This is a genomic window from Lentibacillus populi (assembly GCA_014642895.1).
Taxonomy (GTDB): Bacteria; Bacillota; Bacilli; order Bacillales; family Amphibacillaceae; genus Lentibacillus_C; species Lentibacillus_C populi.
Map to the genome: position 1 here is coordinate 45572 of BMJD01000013.1, position 16597 is coordinate 62168.

Annotated in this window: 25 protein-coding genes, 1 tRNA gene and 1 pseudogene; 3 read left to right on the forward strand and 24 right to left on the reverse strand. The window is 36.9% G+C overall.

All coding sequences use genetic code 11. The annotated features are described in order from the left end of the window. The first annotated feature begins 188 nt into the window (after positions 1-188). A tRNA-Ala gene (locus tag IEX12_RS10015) sits at positions 189-261 on the forward strand. 538 nt (positions 262-799) lie between these two features. Here the strand turns inward: IEX12_RS10015 and IEX12_RS10020 are convergent. From IEX12_RS10020 to IEX12_RS10090, 15 genes are all read right to left on the reverse strand, one after another. Continuing rightward, positions 800-982: a hypothetical protein gene (locus IEX12_RS10020; RefSeq protein WP_188725076.1), complete on the reverse strand. Its 183-nt coding sequence runs from the start codon at positions 980-982 to the stop codon at positions 800-802. Continuing rightward, the gene (locus IEX12_RS10025; RefSeq protein WP_188725077.1) at positions 979-1143 is read right to left on the reverse strand and encodes a hypothetical protein; all 165 of its coding nucleotides are present in this window, start codon (positions 1141-1143) and stop codon (positions 979-981) included. Before IEX12_RS10025 ends, IEX12_RS10020 begins: the two co-directional genes overlap by 4 nt. Beyond that, positions 1140-1349 carry a hypothetical protein gene (locus IEX12_RS10030; RefSeq protein ID WP_188725078.1) on the reverse strand — a complete coding sequence of 70 codons (210 nt, stop codon included), beginning with the start codon at positions 1347-1349 and terminating at the stop codon, positions 1140-1142. Before IEX12_RS10030 ends, IEX12_RS10025 begins: the two co-directional genes overlap by 4 nt. Before the next feature lie 101 nt (positions 1350-1450). After that, positions 1451-1624: a hypothetical protein gene (locus IEX12_RS10035; protein ID WP_188725079.1), complete on the reverse strand. Its 174-nt coding sequence runs from the start codon at positions 1622-1624 to the stop codon at positions 1451-1453. 38 nt (positions 1625-1662) lie between these two features. Next, complete coding sequence (locus IEX12_RS10040) at positions 1663-2262, reverse strand: hypothetical protein (RefSeq protein ID WP_188725080.1); 600 nt, start codon at positions 2260-2262, stop codon at positions 1663-1665. Between the two features lie 5 nt (positions 2263-2267). Further along, positions 2268-2411, reverse strand: coding sequence for a hypothetical protein (locus IEX12_RS10045; protein ID WP_188725081.1), 144 nt, complete (start codon positions 2409-2411; stop codon positions 2268-2270). Further along, positions 2404-2673 (reverse strand): hypothetical protein, encoded by a 270-nt coding sequence (locus IEX12_RS10050; protein WP_188725082.1) that lies wholly within the window; start codon positions 2671-2673, stop codon positions 2404-2406. Before IEX12_RS10050 ends, IEX12_RS10045 begins: the two co-directional genes overlap by 8 nt. 2 nt (positions 2674-2675) lie before the next feature. Continuing rightward, the gene (locus tag IEX12_RS10055) at positions 2676-2855 is read right to left on the reverse strand and encodes a hypothetical protein (RefSeq protein ID WP_188725083.1); all 180 of its coding nucleotides are present in this window, start codon (positions 2853-2855) and stop codon (positions 2676-2678) included. 286 nt (positions 2856-3141) lie between these two features. Continuing rightward, on the reverse strand, positions 3142-4413 hold the full coding sequence (locus tag IEX12_RS10060; protein WP_188725084.1) for a virulence-associated E family protein: 1272 nt from the start codon (positions 4411-4413) through the stop codon (positions 3142-3144). Between the two features lie 4 nt (positions 4414-4417). Next, positions 4418-5314: a bifunctional DNA primase/polymerase gene (locus IEX12_RS10065; protein WP_188725085.1), complete on the reverse strand. Its 897-nt coding sequence runs from the start codon at positions 5312-5314 to the stop codon at positions 4418-4420. Positions 5315-5335: 21 nt separating this feature from the next. Next, on the reverse strand, positions 5336-5560 hold the full coding sequence (locus IEX12_RS10070) for a helix-turn-helix domain-containing protein (protein ID WP_371871297.1): 225 nt from the start codon (positions 5558-5560) through the stop codon (positions 5336-5338). A gap of 3 nt (positions 5561-5563) precedes the next feature. Further along, complete coding sequence (locus IEX12_RS10075) at positions 5564-5935, reverse strand: helix-turn-helix domain-containing protein (protein ID WP_188725086.1); 372 nt, start codon at positions 5933-5935, stop codon at positions 5564-5566. A 4-nt stretch (positions 5936-5939) separates the two neighbouring features. Continuing rightward, positions 5940-6173, reverse strand: a complete 234-nt coding sequence (locus tag IEX12_RS10080; protein ID WP_188725087.1) for a hypothetical protein — start codon at positions 6171-6173, stop codon at positions 5940-5942. A gap of 98 nt (positions 6174-6271) precedes the next feature. Next, positions 6272-6469: a hypothetical protein gene (locus IEX12_RS10085; protein WP_188725088.1), complete on the reverse strand. Its 198-nt coding sequence runs from the start codon at positions 6467-6469 to the stop codon at positions 6272-6274. Next, entirely contained in the window at positions 6469-6720 is a 252-nt protein-coding gene (locus tag IEX12_RS10090; RefSeq protein WP_188725089.1) for a helix-turn-helix transcriptional regulator, read from the reverse strand. The genes IEX12_RS10085 and IEX12_RS10090 overlap by 1 nt, the downstream gene beginning before the upstream one ends. A 125-nt stretch (positions 6721-6845) precedes the next feature. Between IEX12_RS10090 and IEX12_RS10095 the strand changes: the two genes are divergently transcribed. Together IEX12_RS10095 and IEX12_RS10100 are read left to right on the forward strand one after the other, a co-directional pair. Further along, on the forward strand, positions 6846-7262 hold the full coding sequence (locus tag IEX12_RS10095; RefSeq protein WP_188725090.1) for a helix-turn-helix domain-containing protein: 417 nt from the start codon (positions 6846-6848) through the stop codon (positions 7260-7262). Between the two features lie 2 nt (positions 7263-7264). After that, positions 7265-8428, forward strand: coding sequence for a tyrosine-type recombinase/integrase (locus IEX12_RS10100; protein WP_188725091.1), 1164 nt, complete (start codon positions 7265-7267; stop codon positions 8426-8428). 383 nt (positions 8429-8811) lie between these two features. Here IEX12_RS10100 and IEX12_RS10105 read toward each other — a convergent pair whose 3' ends face one another. From IEX12_RS10105 to IEX12_RS10140, 9 genes and pseudogenes are all read right to left on the reverse strand, one after another. Further along, a complete protein-coding gene (locus IEX12_RS10105) occupies positions 8812-9606 on the reverse strand; it encodes a hypothetical protein (protein ID WP_088051253.1) in 795 nt (264 codons plus the stop codon). 4 nt (positions 9607-9610) lie between these two features. Further along, positions 9611-10969 (reverse strand): sensor histidine kinase, encoded by a 1359-nt coding sequence (locus tag IEX12_RS10110; protein ID WP_088051254.1) that lies wholly within the window; start codon positions 10967-10969, stop codon positions 9611-9613. Next, complete coding sequence (locus tag IEX12_RS10115; RefSeq protein ID WP_088051255.1) at positions 10966-11640, reverse strand: response regulator transcription factor; 675 nt, start codon at positions 11638-11640, stop codon at positions 10966-10968. Before IEX12_RS10115 ends, IEX12_RS10110 begins: the two co-directional genes overlap by 4 nt. 15 nt (positions 11641-11655) lie before the next feature. Beyond that, positions 11656-13101 carry an SLC13 family permease gene (locus tag IEX12_RS10120; RefSeq protein ID WP_188725092.1) on the reverse strand — a complete coding sequence of 482 codons (1446 nt, stop codon included), beginning with the start codon at positions 13099-13101 and terminating at the stop codon, positions 11656-11658. Beyond that, a complete protein-coding gene (locus tag IEX12_RS10125) occupies positions 13076-14275 on the reverse strand; it encodes a glycerate kinase family protein (protein ID WP_088051257.1) in 1200 nt (399 codons plus the stop codon). The genes IEX12_RS10120 and IEX12_RS10125 overlap by 26 nt, the downstream gene beginning before the upstream one ends. 240 nt (positions 14276-14515) lie before the next feature. After that, the gene (locus tag IEX12_RS10130; protein ID WP_371871298.1) at positions 14516-14893 is read right to left on the reverse strand and encodes a phosphotransferase; all 378 of its coding nucleotides are present in this window, start codon (positions 14891-14893) and stop codon (positions 14516-14518) included. Further along, positions 14879-15150 (reverse strand): annotated as a pseudogene (locus tag IEX12_RS23385) (transposase); the annotation flags it as partial. The gene IEX12_RS10130 and the pseudogene IEX12_RS23385, both read right to left, overlap by 15 nt. Positions 15151-15672: 522 nt before the next feature. After that, positions 15673-16059: a DoxX family protein gene (locus IEX12_RS10135; protein WP_088053442.1), complete on the reverse strand. Its 387-nt coding sequence runs from the start codon at positions 16057-16059 to the stop codon at positions 15673-15675. 29 nt (positions 16060-16088) lie between these two features. After that, the gene (locus IEX12_RS10140) at positions 16089-16514 is read right to left on the reverse strand and encodes a MarR family winged helix-turn-helix transcriptional regulator (RefSeq protein ID WP_088051259.1); all 426 of its coding nucleotides are present in this window, start codon (positions 16512-16514) and stop codon (positions 16089-16091) included. Positions 16515-16597 lie beyond the last annotated feature (83 nt).

A 16597-nucleotide genomic window follows, 5' to 3' on the forward strand; every position in this document is an offset into this window, starting at 1 on the left:
AAAAAAGGCAAAAAACCAGAGACTTAGTAGACTATTTGTTTATATCCTGCAAAATAGCTCGGTTTTATAATGAAAATCTGCCTGCTCGTAGATTCATTATCCCTTGTGCTTTAATACTAATGTGCAAAATCATTTATGGATTTCTAACTTGAAAAAGGATATAATAGGGCATATAATATGAAGTGTCTGGGGCATTAGCTCAGCTGGGAGAGTGCTTGCATGGCATGCAAGAGGTCGCGGGTTCGAGCCCCGCATGCTCCATCATCTATAAACGTTTGTCCTGCAATGGATTGAGCGTTTTTTACTTTTCTAAAATAATTATAAAATGACCTGTTTTGTTGTCCAATTGTTGACCATTTCAAAAATAAGAATGAATGTTCTTATCTAACTTCAGGAAAAAGTCGCCCTCACAATCCGTATAAGTATGTGAATTGTAATTTCTGACACGTATCGGAATATCGGGTGGCAAGCGGGCTTTGCTCGCGCGCGTGCGCGTAATGCAACGACTTCACGTGAACTCGAAAGTTTAAAACGTCAATTGAAGGCTTTGCTCGCGCGCGTGCGCGTAATGCAACTTTTTGTTGTCCAAGTTGGAAAGTATACTTGTCAAATATGCCCTCGCGTGTGTGCGCGTAATGTAACTGTTTTTTTGTGACCCAGCTTTTGGCTATAGCCAAAAATATGCCCTCGCGCGTGTGCGCGTAATGTAACGCTAAATTTGTGTACGTACCCAATTTCTCGTTACTCATATTCGTAATTGTATTTTAGAAGCCGTTAGCAACAAAAAAAGATAGACCCTCTAGTCTATCCATAAATCAATAATCTTTATCACTTTAGCACTTTTGTATTTTGGTTTCTTCAATTCTTTGTCGCAATCCTCCACACTTTCAAACTCACGACCTTTACCAATGATAAAGATATAAGTTTGATCGTTTATATGCATCCTTTCCTCAATTCGGTTTAACCTGGATTCTATATTCATTCCATAATTACCGCCATTATGTCCTCAATATCCAATTCGTTTCTATCTTTTGGATTTGGTTCTTTAATCCACTTGGAACCATCATCATTATAAGAAATGACTTTAATACCTATCATATCGGCTATTTTTAAAGCTTTTTCGTATGCTTCTTTTTCGCTCATCTTTTATCCTCCATTTCTAGTTCAATGCGTTTCATGCGTTCTTCTAAGTCACCATCTTTAATAGCTGTCAATGCAATATTGGAAAGATACGCTATTGCCCTAGCTTTGTCTATTGGATCCAGTCCATCATCACGCCTTAGTATATTGATTTGCTCCTGCATTAATGCTTTAATATGCTGTGGTTTATTGATCCTTTTGTCTCTCACTATATAGACCCCCCCTCCCTTAAAAACATTGACATATAGCACATTTGCAGGATTTTAGCATTACATAATCAATACCAAAACCCTGCATTTATATGCTGTTTTTAAGCTGTTTTTCGGCCGTTTTCCCATAGTTTGATAAGCAAGTCCGGGATTGCCTTTCTATTGCCGTCAACGTTCGCTTGTGCGATTTCTTCCATTATTCTCATGCCCCTTTTGTAGGAAGCACTTTTCAAATATGTTTTTTCCAGCTTTTTCAATCGTGAATCTAGGCTCATGACATCATCCCTTTACATTATTATAATAAAAATTATATTTACAAATAATGATCCATCAAGGCCGCTTTAAACGGTGATTCTTCGGCTGTCTTTTCTACCTCGAATAGTTTTATTTGTTCTCGTAACAGTTCCATTTCTTTGTTATAGGATTTCTGTAATTCGTTAAAATTTAGTTCTTTATAATTTTTTTCTAACATATCTGCCCCAGATACATTCAATTTCTTTAATGCCCTTATATACGCTGGTGCATAAGGTAAATTAGCATTGACGATTTTTTCTGCTTCACTATATAAGTGTTCAGGATTCTCTTTGTTTCTAGCTATTAAATCTTCCGACATATCCCTGTTACGCATTTCTTTTAATAATTCTTTTGCCGCTTGCTTATCGTCCATTCCTTTATACTCTGCATTGTGAAAACCTTGCAGCAATTTACTTTCCGTTTGATCGATCAATTCCGCTATTTTTGTACCATAATCAAAGGAAACTGCCTCCAATTCCTTTTTAATCTCATTCCTTTTTTGTAATTTATATTCCGGTGCATACATATCATCATTTTCAATCTTTTCAAGTTGTGCCTTTAATCCTTCTAGTTTAGAAATACGTTCTTTTCTTAGCTTTTCAATTTGTGCAATACTCATTATTATTATTCTCCTTTTTTTAATTGTTTTATATATTCAGGTGCATACAACGAAACGATTTCCACAATGGCCATATCTTCACTAATATTTCTTAACTTGGCAACCTCTTTCACATCATCTTCCATGCTGTCAATTTTTACTTTATTCATTTTCTTGCTTCCTCTTTAGTTGCATTTCTTTAAATATTTCATCCCTTGAATGTCCTTCGTGATCCAATTTATCAACCCTGTTAAAGAAAGTGTCGGCAACGTGCTTATGCTGTTCATCCAGCTTGGAATTACCAACCAACTTAACCATGTACAAGAACCGAATTTCTTCAGTATCTTTTTTCAATACATAAACTTTGTTATCGTTTGGCTTTTTGTCCATTGCAAAAAGGTAATTATTCTTTTCAATTTCAACTACATCCATTATTACACCCCGTTTTCATATTTTTTCACTTCTCTTTGTTTCTGCTTCATGCTTCTCATGATGTACTTACCACGCTTCAATGATTCCTTATAGATAACTGGATGTTCCCTAAGCATAGATTGTATTTCATCATGAGTGAGAAATGCGGTACACTTCGACAACTTCACTTCGATATATTTCAATGGCTCGCCTCCTTTAATTGATTATCACCATTTTATAGTGAGGGATTCCTGCGCTTTGTAACACCCTTTGTAACACCCTTAACCATTGCTATAACAACATTTCTGGCTATTTTGTTACATTGTTACATAAAAAACCTATTAAACTTTTTAAAAACAATATATTTATTTTTTATTTTTCTTTTATAAAACTTTGTAACTTTGTAACAGAAATTACTATAAATGTTGGTGTGATAGGCTTTTTAAGGTGTTACATTCTGTTACAAAGTGTGTTACATGTTACAAACTTTTATTTTCTAATAAATCCACGTTGTAGACCGTATTTCCCATATCGCTGTGGGTTCTTAGTGGCTTCCCATCCTTCAAAACTTCTCAAAATATCGTTTATATCTGATATGTTATGTCGCTTAGGTTGCTTGTCGTATTGTAAGCACTCATACCATATTTCCCGGGCACATATCGCGATTTTATTATTTTTATTTAGGTATTCCTCAATAATCCCGGCCATCCCATCGTCTGCGGTATGTTCGTTTTGAAGTTCCTCTGCATGTCGGGAAACAGATTCATCCGTTATATGAAGCGGCTCACCTTTCAAATATAATTGGTAGGCTTCACCCCACATTTGATTAATATAAGTGTCTGTGAGTTCTTCAAATGGGTTTTTAGTCCGTTTATCCTTATTGACTGGTAAAGCCCAAAAACGCCTATTTCCTGTCTTATCTTTCAGAAACTCAAAGTTATTGGTACTTCCAAAAAATACACATTGCCTTGGAAAACGTGCTATATTCTTTCCATATTTCGGGCGGTATGTGTCCACCCTTGCACTTATGAAGCCTTTCACTTCTTCGACTTCGGATGCCTTTAAAGCGGATAATTCGGCTAATTCGATAATCCAACTATTTCTCAATTTCATTAATGCATCATCACCCTTGAAAGAGTTAATGCTCTCATTGAACCATTCACCACCTAACCGGGAAAGAACATGACTTTTTCCTGTTCCTTGTCTGCCCAAAAGGATTAAAGCATTATCAAACTTGATGCCCGGCTCAAATATTCGGGCGACCGCGGCAACTAATATTTTCTTTGTTACTGTTCGGGTATAATTGTTATCTTCAGCCCCTAAGAAGTCTATGAAAATTGAATCCATTCGGCTTACACCATCCCATGAAATACCTTTAATATATTCTCTAATTGGATGGTATGAATTTTTATAAAATATCTCTTGCATGCAATCGCTAACCCCGGATTGATTCTCTATTGCATAATTTATGGCAATGTAGTTTCTTAGCAATGCTTCGTCTGTATCAGTCCACAATGGGTTATCATCGTTCTTTTTTCTCCATGGGGGATGATGAAATACTTCTTTATAGCCGGAAAACTCATTCATTCTACCAATGTCTTTTAATGCATCATCATTATCAAATACTAGTTTGATATTTTTTATTGACCGTTTAACATTCCCATTTTGGTTTAACTCAAGTTTTCTTTTCCAGGCTTTATCAAATTTTATTACATTGTCTTGTTCAGTCAAGGCTTGTCCCGATTCATGATCCAGTTCCATTCATTCACCCCCTGCGCTTGGCAGCTTCTTTTTTCAGCATGTTATTAAAAGCGGTTGTCACTGTATCTGCTTCAAGTGGTGGTTCATTACGTTCATTCCATAACATCACCAATTCATAAGCAATTCTATAATCAATTTTTTTCCCTAGCAGATAGCCAATAAGAGACATCATGCTGTTATTTCTTCCACCATTAGTTACACCCTTCAAAATGTCTAAATACTCCTCTGATGGCTTTGTTTTAAACTTTATGCGGTACTCTGTTTGAAGTAACTTCAGCAACCAATCCGGCATATATGCAATAGGTGTAATTACTGGCTTGGATGACAATTCCCATTCGTAATTATTTCCATTCGGATGTGTACTTGTTGGAAGCACTACATATTTTCCGTTACCTTGGATGTCAATTCCTTCATATCCTTGCAGCTTACTTTTGGAAATGCGTTCATCATATTTGAAATAGAAATGATTCCCTCCCCCACCAGTCAGACATTCGACTGTGTGAGGAAGTTCTTCGTTTTCATCTATCAATCTTTCAAGTGAAATATTCCCACCATTTCTAGGATCAATATCCATAACCACAAGATTGTTAATCTTTCCAGTAGGAAGCCCTATCCCTCCATCGGGATGTTCTTCCCACCATTTTTTAATCTGATCTATGTTATCAGTAGCATCTTTGAATCCATGCTCTGTTATTGGTATTTTGCTTTTATAATGGATAGGGAACACCTTCCAGTGAAGCATTTGACTATATGCAATTGCAGCATTTAAAACAGGATTTTTTGTTATTGGCAAGAATCGCCCCCCCCCCCCAATCTTTAGAAATCGTGTATATTCACTGCGATTTCTGCTATAATGAAAATAAGAATGTTTTTCTAAGCCTGTCGTCTTACGGTCTGCCAACCTGGACGACTTTTCTTATTTTTAGTACTCATCGGCCGTCATACTTTCCTCAATCTGTTTTTCAATCCAACTATCAATGGCGGCCTTTTTGAGCAAAATTCTTGACCCGATTCGGAAACAAGGAATTGCTTTTTCACGAACCATCATATAAATTTTGTCAGGACTTACCCCTAAGTACTCGGCCACTTCATGTACTGTCAATGTACTTCTTTTGATTGGTTCAAACTGCGGTTTAATCATTTCCATTATTTACAAACCCCATTTCAAATTATGGTCAGAATAGAAAGCCTTAAGATCTTTCCTCAATTCAATGTAATCAAATAACAAGTTGTAACTAGCTATTAAATGTTTAGCTTGGCTTACTGGTAAACCCTTTTCCAATCTTCCAATTCTTGAAGCACTAGTTCCCAATTTTTCAGCAACATAGTTTAACGACATGTTATGTTTCAAACGTCTTGCCCTTAGCTCCATACCTTCCTCATTCCATTTGAGATAATTCTCTTTCAAAAACTGTTCCCTACGTGCTTCGCGCTCAACTTTTGATATAATTTCCTGCGCTTCGGGATCTCCATTTCCTGCATTGATAACGACATCCCTTAAAGCTGATTGTAAATTTTCCATTTGGTTACCCCTCCCTATCTGCTACTAACTGGATTATTCCAAAAATTGTATTGCCAACCTTACAAATACAGACCAAACCCGGATTGCCCTTATGCTGATAAAAATTCAGATCCACATCATCAATTAGGAAATTTTCCTTTAAGTATTCGAGATAGCTAGCAAGTTGGTCAAAGTCTTTTGCACCCAGCCGCAATAATGCATCATATAAAGCAACTGGATTCAATTGCAATTTATCCATTTAATACACCTCCTAAGCGTTAATTAATGCCCAATAGATGAATAACTGTGAAACAATAAACATGCCGCATAAAATACGGTCTATTGCTTTACTACTCATTAGAACCCTCCTTCATAATCGGATAACACTACATCTAAACGTGTTATTGCTTCGCCATAATAAAATTTTTCCAATTCATTAATTGCCTTCACGAATGCGCCTATCTCATCCTGAATATCTTCTTTTGGCACAATGCCCCGACAAAGGTCGATTTTAGATTCCATACGGTCTTTAAGATCGAAAATAGCTTGTTTCATTAGTTTACCTCCTCACTCTTTCGGTTGTTATTTTCAACCACTTTGATTAAAAAAATTTCTTCAATCTTTTTATCCAATCCCCTTGCAATCTTACTAGCAATTGTTGGGGATGGTTTACGCTTCCCAGATAAAATCTGCGACACATAAGCATGAGAAACGCCTACATTCTTAGAAAAACCTCTTAAACTTGATCCGGTTTCTGCAATCAGCAAACGTGTTTTTACCTCATCTTTTAAAGTCAGATTAACCATGCTTGCACCTCGCCTTCATTGTATTTAAATTGATTGTATCATAGTTGGTTAAAAAAAACAACCATTGTTTGAAAAAAATAAACGATTGTTGTATGATATAAAAAAGAGTGAAAGAAGGTGTATAGATGAAGTTTGGGGATTATATAAAAAAAGCCAGAGAACAAAAAGGATTATCACTCAGAGAAGCTGCTAATCGATCAGGTATTTCGCATCCTTATTTATCCCAGTTGGAAAACGGAAAAACTAAAAATCCAAATCCTTCTAGAAAAACAGTAATTAAGTTAACTGATGGGTTAGGTATCTCAAGAGTAGAAGCATTACGTATAGCAGGGTATTTAAGCGATAAAGATTATGAAGCAATATCAAAACTGAAAAAAGAGCAAAATCTTGAAGTGAAAGTATCTGATAAAAAAACATACCTATTAGACAAACTATTGAAAGGTAAATACCCAATACAATATGAAGGTGAATGGATAACAGATATTGATAAAAAGGAAATAGTCAAGTTTATAGAAACATTTATCATAAAAGGGGATGAATAACCATGGCTGGAAGTGTTCAAGATAGGGGAAATGGTTCGTATTTATTGACGTACCATATTGGATATGATGCAAAAGGGAAGCGGATCCGGAAAACTCGTACCGTTAAAGCTAAAAATCCTAGTGAAGCAAAAAAGAAACTGGCTGCATTCGTTACAGAAGTTGAAACAGGGGAATATATTGCACCATCACATAGCAAGTTCGGGGATTATGTGGAAGTATGGAAAAAGCAAGCATTAAAGAGGTTGGCACCTAAAACCATTGAAATGTACACCTATTTATTAAATGGACGTATTTTGCCTGCTTTATCTCATTTCAAACTGGAGGACATTTCACACGTTCATATTAATGATTATCTTGAAACATTAGAAGAAGATGATCTGGCTACCTCCACTATACAGAAGCATTATAATTTATTAAATGGTGTTTTTAAATTGGCTGTTAAGAATGAAGTTATAAAGAAAAATCCTATGGAAAAAGTGGAAAAGCCTACTGTTACCTATAAACAAGGTGAAGTATATAACTCGGATGAATTAAGGCAATTGTACTATCTTCTTAAAAATGAAGAAAACAGGCAGCAAGTATTAATTGTAAAGACTGCGCTTAAAACAGGTATGCGAAAAGGTGAAATACTTGCCTTACAATGGGATGATGTGGACTTTAATACAAACACTATCCATGTTCGCCATTCATTAAGCTACACAAAGGAAAACGGCTATCAATTGAAAGAACCTAAGACAAAGGGATCCATTCGTAAAGTAGCACCACCTAAAAAACTAATGGCTGAATTGAAGAAACATATCTATAAAAAGAAAACAGATCGGATGGAAGCAATGGAATTGTGGGAAGGTGGCAAATACCATTTTGTATTTTCCTCTGATCTCGGGAAGCCGCTTCATCAAAACGTACCCTCTCGATGGTGGAATAGGTTCTTAAAACGTATCAATAAGGAATTTAAAAAGAATGAAAAGCCAGTGCTTAAAAAGATCCGTTTCCATGATTTACGCCACACTGCGGCAACAGATCTAATAAATAAGGGTGCTAACATTCATTCCATATCAAAACGCTTAGGACACGCTAATATTAAAACCACAATGAATATATACGGTCATTACCTGGAAGAAGCGGATCAGAAAATTGCGGATATGCTCGATGAAGATTATATCTAAACATCATTGTAAAATGGTGTTTTTTCTTTGCTATTATAAGAACGTCTGTTTTATTATTTGTTGACCAACCGTTGACCAATTTGGACAACAAACGCTTAATTTAATCCGACACAACAAAACGAATCCTTCATAAATGCTGATATGACAACATTCTTCACAATTGCTAATAATTGAGAAAAGCAACTGTTCATCCATGGCATGCAAGAGGTCGCGGGTTCGAGCCCCGCATGCTCCATCCATTTTTCATTAAAGTATCCATTTTTATAAGCGGTAGAAGATACTTTTCTCATATCAATCATCTTTATCTTTTTTACCTTATCTGAAAATTATGATACTATAGCATACAAGGGGTACAGCCAAAGCAGCTCTCTTGTTTGCTAATATTAATCCTCATGGGCCTCATCGTTGTCGTCGTCATCCGTATCGTCATCTTCTGTATCGTCATCTATATCATCATCGTCATCCGTTTCCAGCTCTTTCGTGAACCGTGATACCGAGGTTACTTTTTTTGTTGCTTCTTGGATATAAACATGTACATCTTCTGATTTGTTCTCGATCGTTACCTTGTATACCACTCCATTTTTTGAATTCATTTTCGTTATATCGGAAACATTACCATTACCATCCATTTTCTTTAAAGCAATCGCTTTGATTTGCTTCTCAGTGGTTGTTGTATCTTTATTAGCTGGATTTGATTGTAAATCATCTTTATTCTTTTTTAATTCGATCGTTGATACGAGCTCCCGTTTTTTTAAGTCAAATGTAATACGATATTTTTTCTGCCCCTTTTTGACAAGTGCTTCTGCATGCGCTTTTTTCTTTTTGGATGGGTTTATTTCCAGAACCTTTCCATTAAATTCCTGTTCAATTTTACCTTTCGCCTCTTCTTGGGTTAAAATAGATTGCTTTTTTTTGATCCGCTTTACATTACTTACTTTTTCTTCCTCACCACTAACAGTGAGGCGATAAATTCCTTTTTCATTTTCAATTGTAATAATGTAGTGGTTCTTGTTTTTATCCATTTCTGTTTTTATAATTTCTCCACTGTAAAGGTCCAGAGCAAGCTCCTCCGCTTCCTGTTGTGAAACAGCAGCTGATTTGTCTTTCAATAAGACTTGATATAGTATAAAAAACATACCAAGAAAAATTACACTAAGCAGAAACAGCTTTATTTTCATCTAGCTACACCTCCGATTTTGGCAGCACTACTGTAAAGGTAGAACCAAGCCCTTCCACACTTTTCAGCGTTATGTATCCGCCATGCTGTTCACTGATTCTTTTCGCAATCGATAGACCTAAACCTGTTCCACCCGTTTTCCGACTTCTGTCCTTATCTACCCGGTACATGCGGTCAAAAATATAAGGCTGTGCCTCTAAAGGTATACCAGGTCCTTTATCTTCCACATGAATTTTAAGACTGTCACCTTCTTCTTCTAATCTTACCTTAATAGGCTCAGAGCTGTACTTGTTTGCATTATCCAATAGTACGATTAGTAATTGAATAAAACTTTGTTCATGTACCTCTGCATATAAAACTTCCAGCCTTGTTACGAACTCAACATTGTTCTGATATACTGGCTCAAGCTTTGATATAGTATCCTTGATTACAGAAATGATATCTATATTTTCCTTTTTATAATCAGCCAGTTTTTCTGCTGACGCCAGTTCTAGTAACTGTTCGGTTAAATATTTCATCCGAATGGATTCGGATGAAATGGATTTGATAGCTTCTTCTACCACCTCAGGGCGTGTCGATCCCCATCTTTTTAACAAATTAACATACCCTGCGATCACTGTTAAAGGTGTCTTTAATTCATGTGAGGCGTCTGATACAAATTGTTCCTGCTTCAAATAGCTTGCTTCCAATTTCTTAATCATCGAATTAAACGTCATCCCGAGTTGATTTATCTCATCTCTTTTACTTTTTGTTATAGCAATTTGTTTATATGACTCTTTCTCCTCGATTGTCTTCATAGTCTGAATAAACCGCTGAACCGGACGTGAGATTACACCTCCAAGTACCCAGCCGGCTATGCAAAGCACACTGATAACTAGTACAGACGTAAAAATCAGAATCCCTTTCAATTTATTGATAGTGGAAAAAAGCTCATCTCCATTCTCGATAATCTGTAAACTAAGGATGTCGCCACTTTCATCAATGACCGGCATGGATACAGTTACAAACTTTGAGTCCTTGTAAGTCAAAATGTCTTCGTATTGATCATTTCTGTATGTTCTCTTAATATTAAAGTAGTTGTTATCCGTTGTTGTCTGAGTAATAGGTCTATTTTCCTGATCGACGAGGCTGATCATGCCATCACTAATAAGATAAGCATGTACGACCTGCTCAATTGTACTTTGTTTGTTTATGTGAAGCTCCTTGATGTCCTTGATGATATTGCTAGAGGTATTGACCAGACGGTTTTGCGCCGATTCAATACTCGATCTTTTAAACATCAGGTATATCGATGTATTCGCAATCAGAAGCATGATAATTAACAATACGGTTATCGACAGTTGTATACGGGTTCGCAAACTCATTCTTTCATCATATAGCCGACTCCCCGCACGGTCTGAATCAGCGAATCTCCATTTAAATTCTGCAGTTTTTTTCGTAAATACCGAATGTATACATCGATAAGATTGGTATCACCAAAATAATCATATCCCCAAACCTGATTTAAAATTTGCTCTCGCTCCAATGCTCTATTCTTGTTCTCTGCCAAATATAATAACAGTTCATACTCACGGCGGGTTAATTCAACAAGTTCATTATTCGCGTAAACTTCTCTTGGGCCTGTATGGATCGATAGGTGTTGGATGGAAAGGACATCTGATTCCTTAACCGAACGAAAACGCAAATTTGAGCGAATTCTAGCAAGCAATTCCTCAATCTCAAAAGGTTTGGTCATATAATCATTAGCACCTAAATCTAACCCATTTACCTTATCATAAACCGAATCCCTGGCCGTAAGCATAATGACGATTATTGTATCATCGGTAGATCGTATACGCCTTAACACTTCCATACCATTTAGTTCCGGAATCATTACATCAAGAACGATTAAATCAATCTTTTCCTGTTCCAAAATGTCCAGCCCTTCACGGCCACTATGTGCGATACTCGTTTTGTAACCTTCGTGCTCAAGTTCAAGCTGGATAATACGTGCTATGTTTTTATCGTCTTCTATAATCAAAATACGACTATCCATTTTTACACCCCATTCTTATATAGACAATCCCGTCCATTGCCAATAAGTAAAGTAAAACACAAGTAATACCACAATATAAAGGGTCATTAGTACGAAACTGATCTTTAGCAAATCCGATGCCTGATATGAAATTTCACCTTCTTCGTAAAAGATAAGTAAGGCCTTGGAGCTAACTGGAAATGTTACACAATAATTCATCCCTAGCAAACTGATAAACACAACAGCAACAGGATCTGCACTAATCATCTGTCCAAATAATAACAATGCAGGAATGAAAACAATGGCTCTAGTTGTGTGTGAAGTAATATATAAATGGCTTGTAACGGTTACGATTAAAATTATTAACACGATTACCCATTCAGAAGTGTTCGCAAACAAATGTAATACATTGATCATTTCGTTTTCAATCCATCCCGCCACACCAGAATCAACCAATATTCTGCCCAGTGCTGCAGCTGCAGCAACAAATAAAATTAAATTCCAGGATACAGCGTTAACTCCCTGCTTCCAACTAATCACACCATATTTAGGTAACATAAACAGAACAGCACCAACCATCGTAAGAAACGCTATATCATATTGATGGACGGATTCCATCATCCAGCCGATAATCAAAACAATCATGAATAGCATGGTCTTTTTTTCCTTTTTGGACATTGGCTGTTTTTCTTTCTGTAAAGGGACGAGGGGCGATGTGTCCATTGATCTATCTTTTGGCCACAACATCCATTTAATAATAGACATTGTCAGCAAGGAAATAACGATTGCAAACGGAGCCCCCCATATAATCCATTGGACAAACGATATTGATTCGCCCGTAGCCGATTCCAAAAAGCCAACTCCGATTAAATGGGAACCTGCCGCAATTAAACTTGCCGAGGTACTCATCAAAATAATAATTGGTACAAGGACAGCTAGTACGTCTCTTTCCTTTTTCGAAAAATAGGTACCCAACTGCTTTACAATAGGCATCGATAACGCCGCCCTCCCCGAGGTCGACGGAATAAAGAATGCTGATATACACAATACGTACGTAAGCGATCTGATTATAAAATTTTTATCTTTTGCCCGGTTCATGATGGATTGACAGTAGCGGTCAGCGAGACCGGACTCCTTAACCGCTTCGCCAATAATAAAGGCACCTATCATCAGCCATATTACTTCTTCACCAAATGAATGATACAAAAGATCTGGCTTCCCTGCTTTCATGAATACGATAAACAAGATAAGCGAAACAGCAACATAGCCCGCTGGAATTTTTGTACCGACCCACAATGTCATCGCTGAAAGGAACGCGAAAAGAGAAACGGCTGCATCGTAATCCAGATTATCAAGCATTACAATAAATGCAGTAAAAACTACATGAATAGCTGTAATGACTAATAATCTAGCAGAAAGTTTATGAATCAAGTTAACAACTCTATTCTTCTTTACTTTATACCTGTCCAACCTTTTTTCCATAAGCAAAAACCCTTTCTTTTCTATCAGCCATTTTCAGACCAATCGTAACCTGTCGTAAAATACTCTCTACACTGTCCCCGATCCACTTAGAGGCTTTGAACATCGCCTGCTCTAATGTAACCGGCTTCTGAATGATACTTGAAAAAGCATCGATACCTGTTTTATAGTTGAGTTCAGCACCTTTTCCAACCGTACCCGCTATTGCAATTACAGGGATGCTGTATTTTTTTGCAATTCTTGCCACTTCACATGGGATTTTTCCATTAGGTGTCTGAGCATCAAGACTGCCTTCAGCAGTGATAACTAGATCTGCGGATGCTATTTTCTCCTCGATTTGAATGAAATGCATAATTAAATCAAACCGTGGGAATAATTTAGCGTTTGCAAATGCGAGTAACCCCGTTCCTAATCCCCCCGAAGCCCCACTTCCCGGAATATAACGAACATTTATCGACATGGCATCTTCAATTAACGCCGCATAATGTTCCAATGCGTCTGATAACTTCTCCACTTCTTCCGGGGCAGCCCCTTTCTGTGGACCAAATACCCTGGCCACCCCCTTATCACCACATAATACATTTGTCCAATTACAAGCAACTTCAATAGAAATATTCTGCAATCTCTTATCCAGGCATGTTGTATCGATCGAAGCCACTTTTAGCAGATCCTCACCGCCTCTGACTTTTATAATCCGTTGGTTATCATTCAAAAACCGAACTCCAAGCGCTTGTGCCATACCTGCTCCGCCATCCGATGTCCCGGAATCACCACAACCAATCAGTATCTTATCGACCTCCATATCCAACGCAGCCATTATTAATTCTCCGACACCGTATGTTGATGTTTTTAATGGATTCCGTTGGTCACTTGGCACCATCTTTAACCCCGCAACCGCAGCCATTTCGATTACCGCAATACGTTTGTTCCCTTCCGTAAAAATACCGTAGTAACTCAAGACCTTATCACCAACCGGACCAATAACTTCTTTATGAATTAATTCTCCTTTTTTAACCTTCATAATTGCTTTAACAAATCCCTCACCACCATCAACCATCGGGATCACATCCGTTTTCAGAAATGGATCAAAACGCATTGCTCCATTTTTCATTGCATTGGCTACTTCTTCTGCATCCAAACATTCCTTAAAACCTGATGAGACCATTACCACTTTCATTTCATTTTCCTCCCTGTAATGTGTTGTTACGTAGAATGATACGGGTGAGTAATTAAGGAAAACTGAATAGCACATTAAGGTTTGATTAAAAAAGCATAAATTAGGGTTTATCAACTGAAATTGTTTACATTTTAAAAGAAGAAACCAAGCCAATCATTCATGATTGGCTTGGTTCTTAAATCATAATATTAAATTCGTAATCCAAATGAACCTTGGAAGGGATGACTTAGAGCAAGCTTCTTATGTAAGTATCCAGTCGCTCTCCTCTATCATTTTATCGGTTAATCCCGTCGCGCCTAATCCCTCCCAACCCGGATTTACTTTAGTAGGACCAAAAAAGATATCCATTACAGATACCAGATCCCAATACACATCATATGTAAAAGCGCTACCTTGATCCTGCTGATATTCCACTAAAAATCTATCCGTAGTTATAACGTCATACAACAATGCCAGGTTCACCCTGCAATGTCCAACACCAATCCCCGCCGGACCGCGGCAAGCATTTACCCTATCGACAATACCACTGACTTTTCCTTTGTGGTATAAAACATTCGTGGGGTGATAATCCCTGTGAATAAAGCAGGTTTTAGCGGAAGGTTGCGGTCCTTTTACAATTTGATCCGCGGCGTCATCTTCCAAATACCCTGCCAGTATTTGATAAATCTTTTGACGTAACAGATCTTTATTTGAGTATTCAAAGTAAGTTCTTGGGGTCATCAATGCTTAAATTGCGGGCGATTGTTTCAGAGAAGCCGATCTTCATAGAATTCCCTAAAGATGAATTCACCGGTATCAGAGGAAAGCTCACCTCCACCATTTGGCAATTTGATGTTTTTATTGAAATTCAGTCTAATTTGCGGTAAAGTGACCATTATAAGAATCCTTTCTGTTTGTTATTTTTCGCTAATTTAACTTTAACAGAAACGGATTCTTTTTTCATTTATTTGATGCATTTTTAAAATGGCTAAACTACTATACAGATAAGGGTTTATAGGCTGTTAGCATAGTTATTATGAATAATTCAGGTAAAGACATGTTACAGTTCTACTTTTTTAAAAACGATTCTATCCACAAATTTCATAGGTTTAAAATAAAGCTTGATCAAAAATACCTTTTAAACCTACATGTTTCTACAAATAGAAAGAAACCTTTTTAAAACTGAATTGATTCAAATAGTTCCCTTTCAAGCAGATTTCATTTTTTTTATAAAAAGGCTTGATCATTCACTACTTGTATTGTTCCGCAATCGAGTCCGTCTGTAAAACCTTATTTTTAATATGTGGTTCCTGAATCTTTGTTATAGCCCGTTACTTTAAAGGAATTAAGGAGTGATCTTCTCATCCGCGGGCAACCATAAAAATTATTCACCCGTGAAAAACGGAACTGATTTAGTATCAAAAAAACAACACATAACTTCCTGGACCTGTAAATGCGAGTCCGATTGCAATAGCGATAAGATGAAGATTATATTCGTAACCGCCTTTTTGTAGATACCCATTTTTACCATGCACTTTAATGATGGCAACCAGCATAGTTATCACCACTAATGCAGCCCCAAGTCTAATCCCTATACCGGTTGCAATTAAAAGTCCAGCGATGATTTCTGCCAACGCTACAAAAATTGCGTTCAACATGGGTGGCTTCACATTCATGGATGCTAGCACTTCAGCAAATTTCTTTAAGCCTGTACCCTTAAACCAACCGAACATCTTTTGTAAACCATGTGCAGCAAAGGTTAATCCCATCACTAGACGAATAACCAAAACCCCAAGACTCATCATGCTGCCCATACCTTAACTACTCCTCTCGTTTAAGCTTCCGAAACGTTATAAATAACTTTTGTGATTAATTTTTTAAGTTCGCTAATCTCTTCTTTAGTCATCCCGGCAGTAATAGTTTCACGCATTTTTTGTTGAACTGGCAAGACTAAATGAGCAAGTCGTTTGCCTTCATCCGTTAAATGAACCCTAAAGGTACGTTTATCAGCGGGATTTTCGACCTTTTTGATGTATCCTTTTCCCTCCAAGCTAGTGATCATACGTGCGATACTAGCTTTATCCTTTTTAAGTTGTAATACGAGTTCATTGGATGAAATTCCATCTTTGTTCCAAAGCATCATCATAATTAAATTCTGCTCCGGAGCAAGATTGAAAGGCTTTAAACGTTTTCTTACATAATTTGCAATGGTTAAATCAGCATTATGAATCAAAACACCAATATGATCATCCGAATTCAAAGGGCATCACCTCCTGGAAACTTGTTGACTAAACAACGTTGACATATCAATAATATAACAATTCATCTATACCTTTGTCAATC

What these genes read in the sequence shown, in the direction of transcription:
- IEX12_RS10020 (WP_188725076.1), bottom strand. Translation starts at nt 982, where the DNA reads ATGAATATAGAATCCAGGTTAAACCGAATTGAGGAAAGGATGCATATA.
- IEX12_RS10025 (WP_188725077.1), bottom strand. Translation starts at nt 1,143, where the DNA reads ATGAGCGAAAAAGAAGCATACGAAAAAGCTTTAAAAATAGCCGATATG.
- IEX12_RS10035 (WP_188725079.1), bottom strand. Translation starts at nt 1,624, where the DNA reads ATGAGCCTAGATTCACGATTGAAAAAGCTGGAAAAAACATATTTGAAA.
- IEX12_RS10040 (WP_188725080.1), bottom strand. Translation starts at nt 2,262, where the DNA reads ATGAGTATTGCACAAATTGAAAAGCTAAGAAAAGAACGTATTTCTAAA.
- IEX12_RS10045 (WP_188725081.1), bottom strand. Translation starts at nt 2,411, where the DNA reads ATGAATAAAGTAAAAATTGACAGCATGGAAGATGATGTGAAAGAGGTT.
- IEX12_RS10050 (WP_188725082.1), bottom strand. Translation starts at nt 2,673, where the DNA reads ATGGATGTAGTTGAAATTGAAAAGAATAATTACCTTTTTGCAATGGAC.
- IEX12_RS10060 (WP_188725084.1), bottom strand. Translation starts at nt 4,413, where the DNA reads ATGGAACTGGATCATGAATCGGGACAAGCCTTGACTGAACAAGACAAT.
- IEX12_RS10070 (WP_371871297.1), bottom strand. Translation starts at nt 5,560, where the DNA reads ATGGAAATGATTAAACCGCAGTTTGAACCAATCAAAAGAAGTACATTG.
- IEX12_RS10075 (WP_188725086.1), bottom strand. Translation starts at nt 5,935, where the DNA reads ATGGAAAATTTACAATCAGCTTTAAGGGATGTCGTTATCAATGCAGGA.
- IEX12_RS10080 (WP_188725087.1), bottom strand. Translation starts at nt 6,173, where the DNA reads ATGGATAAATTGCAATTGAATCCAGTTGCTTTATATGATGCATTATTG.
- IEX12_RS10085 (WP_188725088.1), bottom strand. Translation starts at nt 6,469, where the DNA reads ATGAAACAAGCTATTTTCGATCTTAAAGACCGTATGGAATCTAAAATC.
- IEX12_RS10090 (WP_188725089.1), bottom strand. Translation starts at nt 6,720, where the DNA reads ATGGTTAATCTGACTTTAAAAGATGAGGTAAAAACACGTTTGCTGATT.
- IEX12_RS10095 (WP_188725090.1), top strand. Translation starts at nt 6,846, where the DNA reads ATGAAGTTTGGGGATTATATAAAAAAAGCCAGAGAACAAAAAGGATTA.
- IEX12_RS10100 (WP_188725091.1), top strand. Translation starts at nt 7,265, where the DNA reads ATGGCTGGAAGTGTTCAAGATAGGGGAAATGGTTCGTATTTATTGACG.
- IEX12_RS10105 (WP_088051253.1), bottom strand. Translation starts at nt 9,606, where the DNA reads ATGAAAATAAAGCTGTTTCTGCTTAGTGTAATTTTTCTTGGTATGTTT.
- IEX12_RS10110 (WP_088051254.1), bottom strand. Translation starts at nt 10,969, where the DNA reads ATGAGTTTGCGAACCCGTATACAACTGTCGATAACCGTATTGTTAATT.
- IEX12_RS10115 (WP_088051255.1), bottom strand. Translation starts at nt 11,640, where the DNA reads ATGGATAGTCGTATTTTGATTATAGAAGACGATAAAAACATAGCACGT.
- IEX12_RS10120 (WP_188725092.1), bottom strand. Translation starts at nt 13,101, where the DNA reads ATGGAAAAAAGGTTGGACAGGTATAAAGTAAAGAAGAATAGAGTTGTT.
- IEX12_RS10125 (WP_088051257.1), bottom strand. Translation starts at nt 14,275, where the DNA reads ATGAAAGTGGTAATGGTCTCATCAGGTTTTAAGGAATGTTTGGATGCA.
- IEX12_RS10135 (WP_088053442.1), bottom strand. Translation starts at nt 16,059, where the DNA reads ATGATGAGTCTTGGGGTTTTGGTTATTCGTCTAGTGATGGGATTAACC.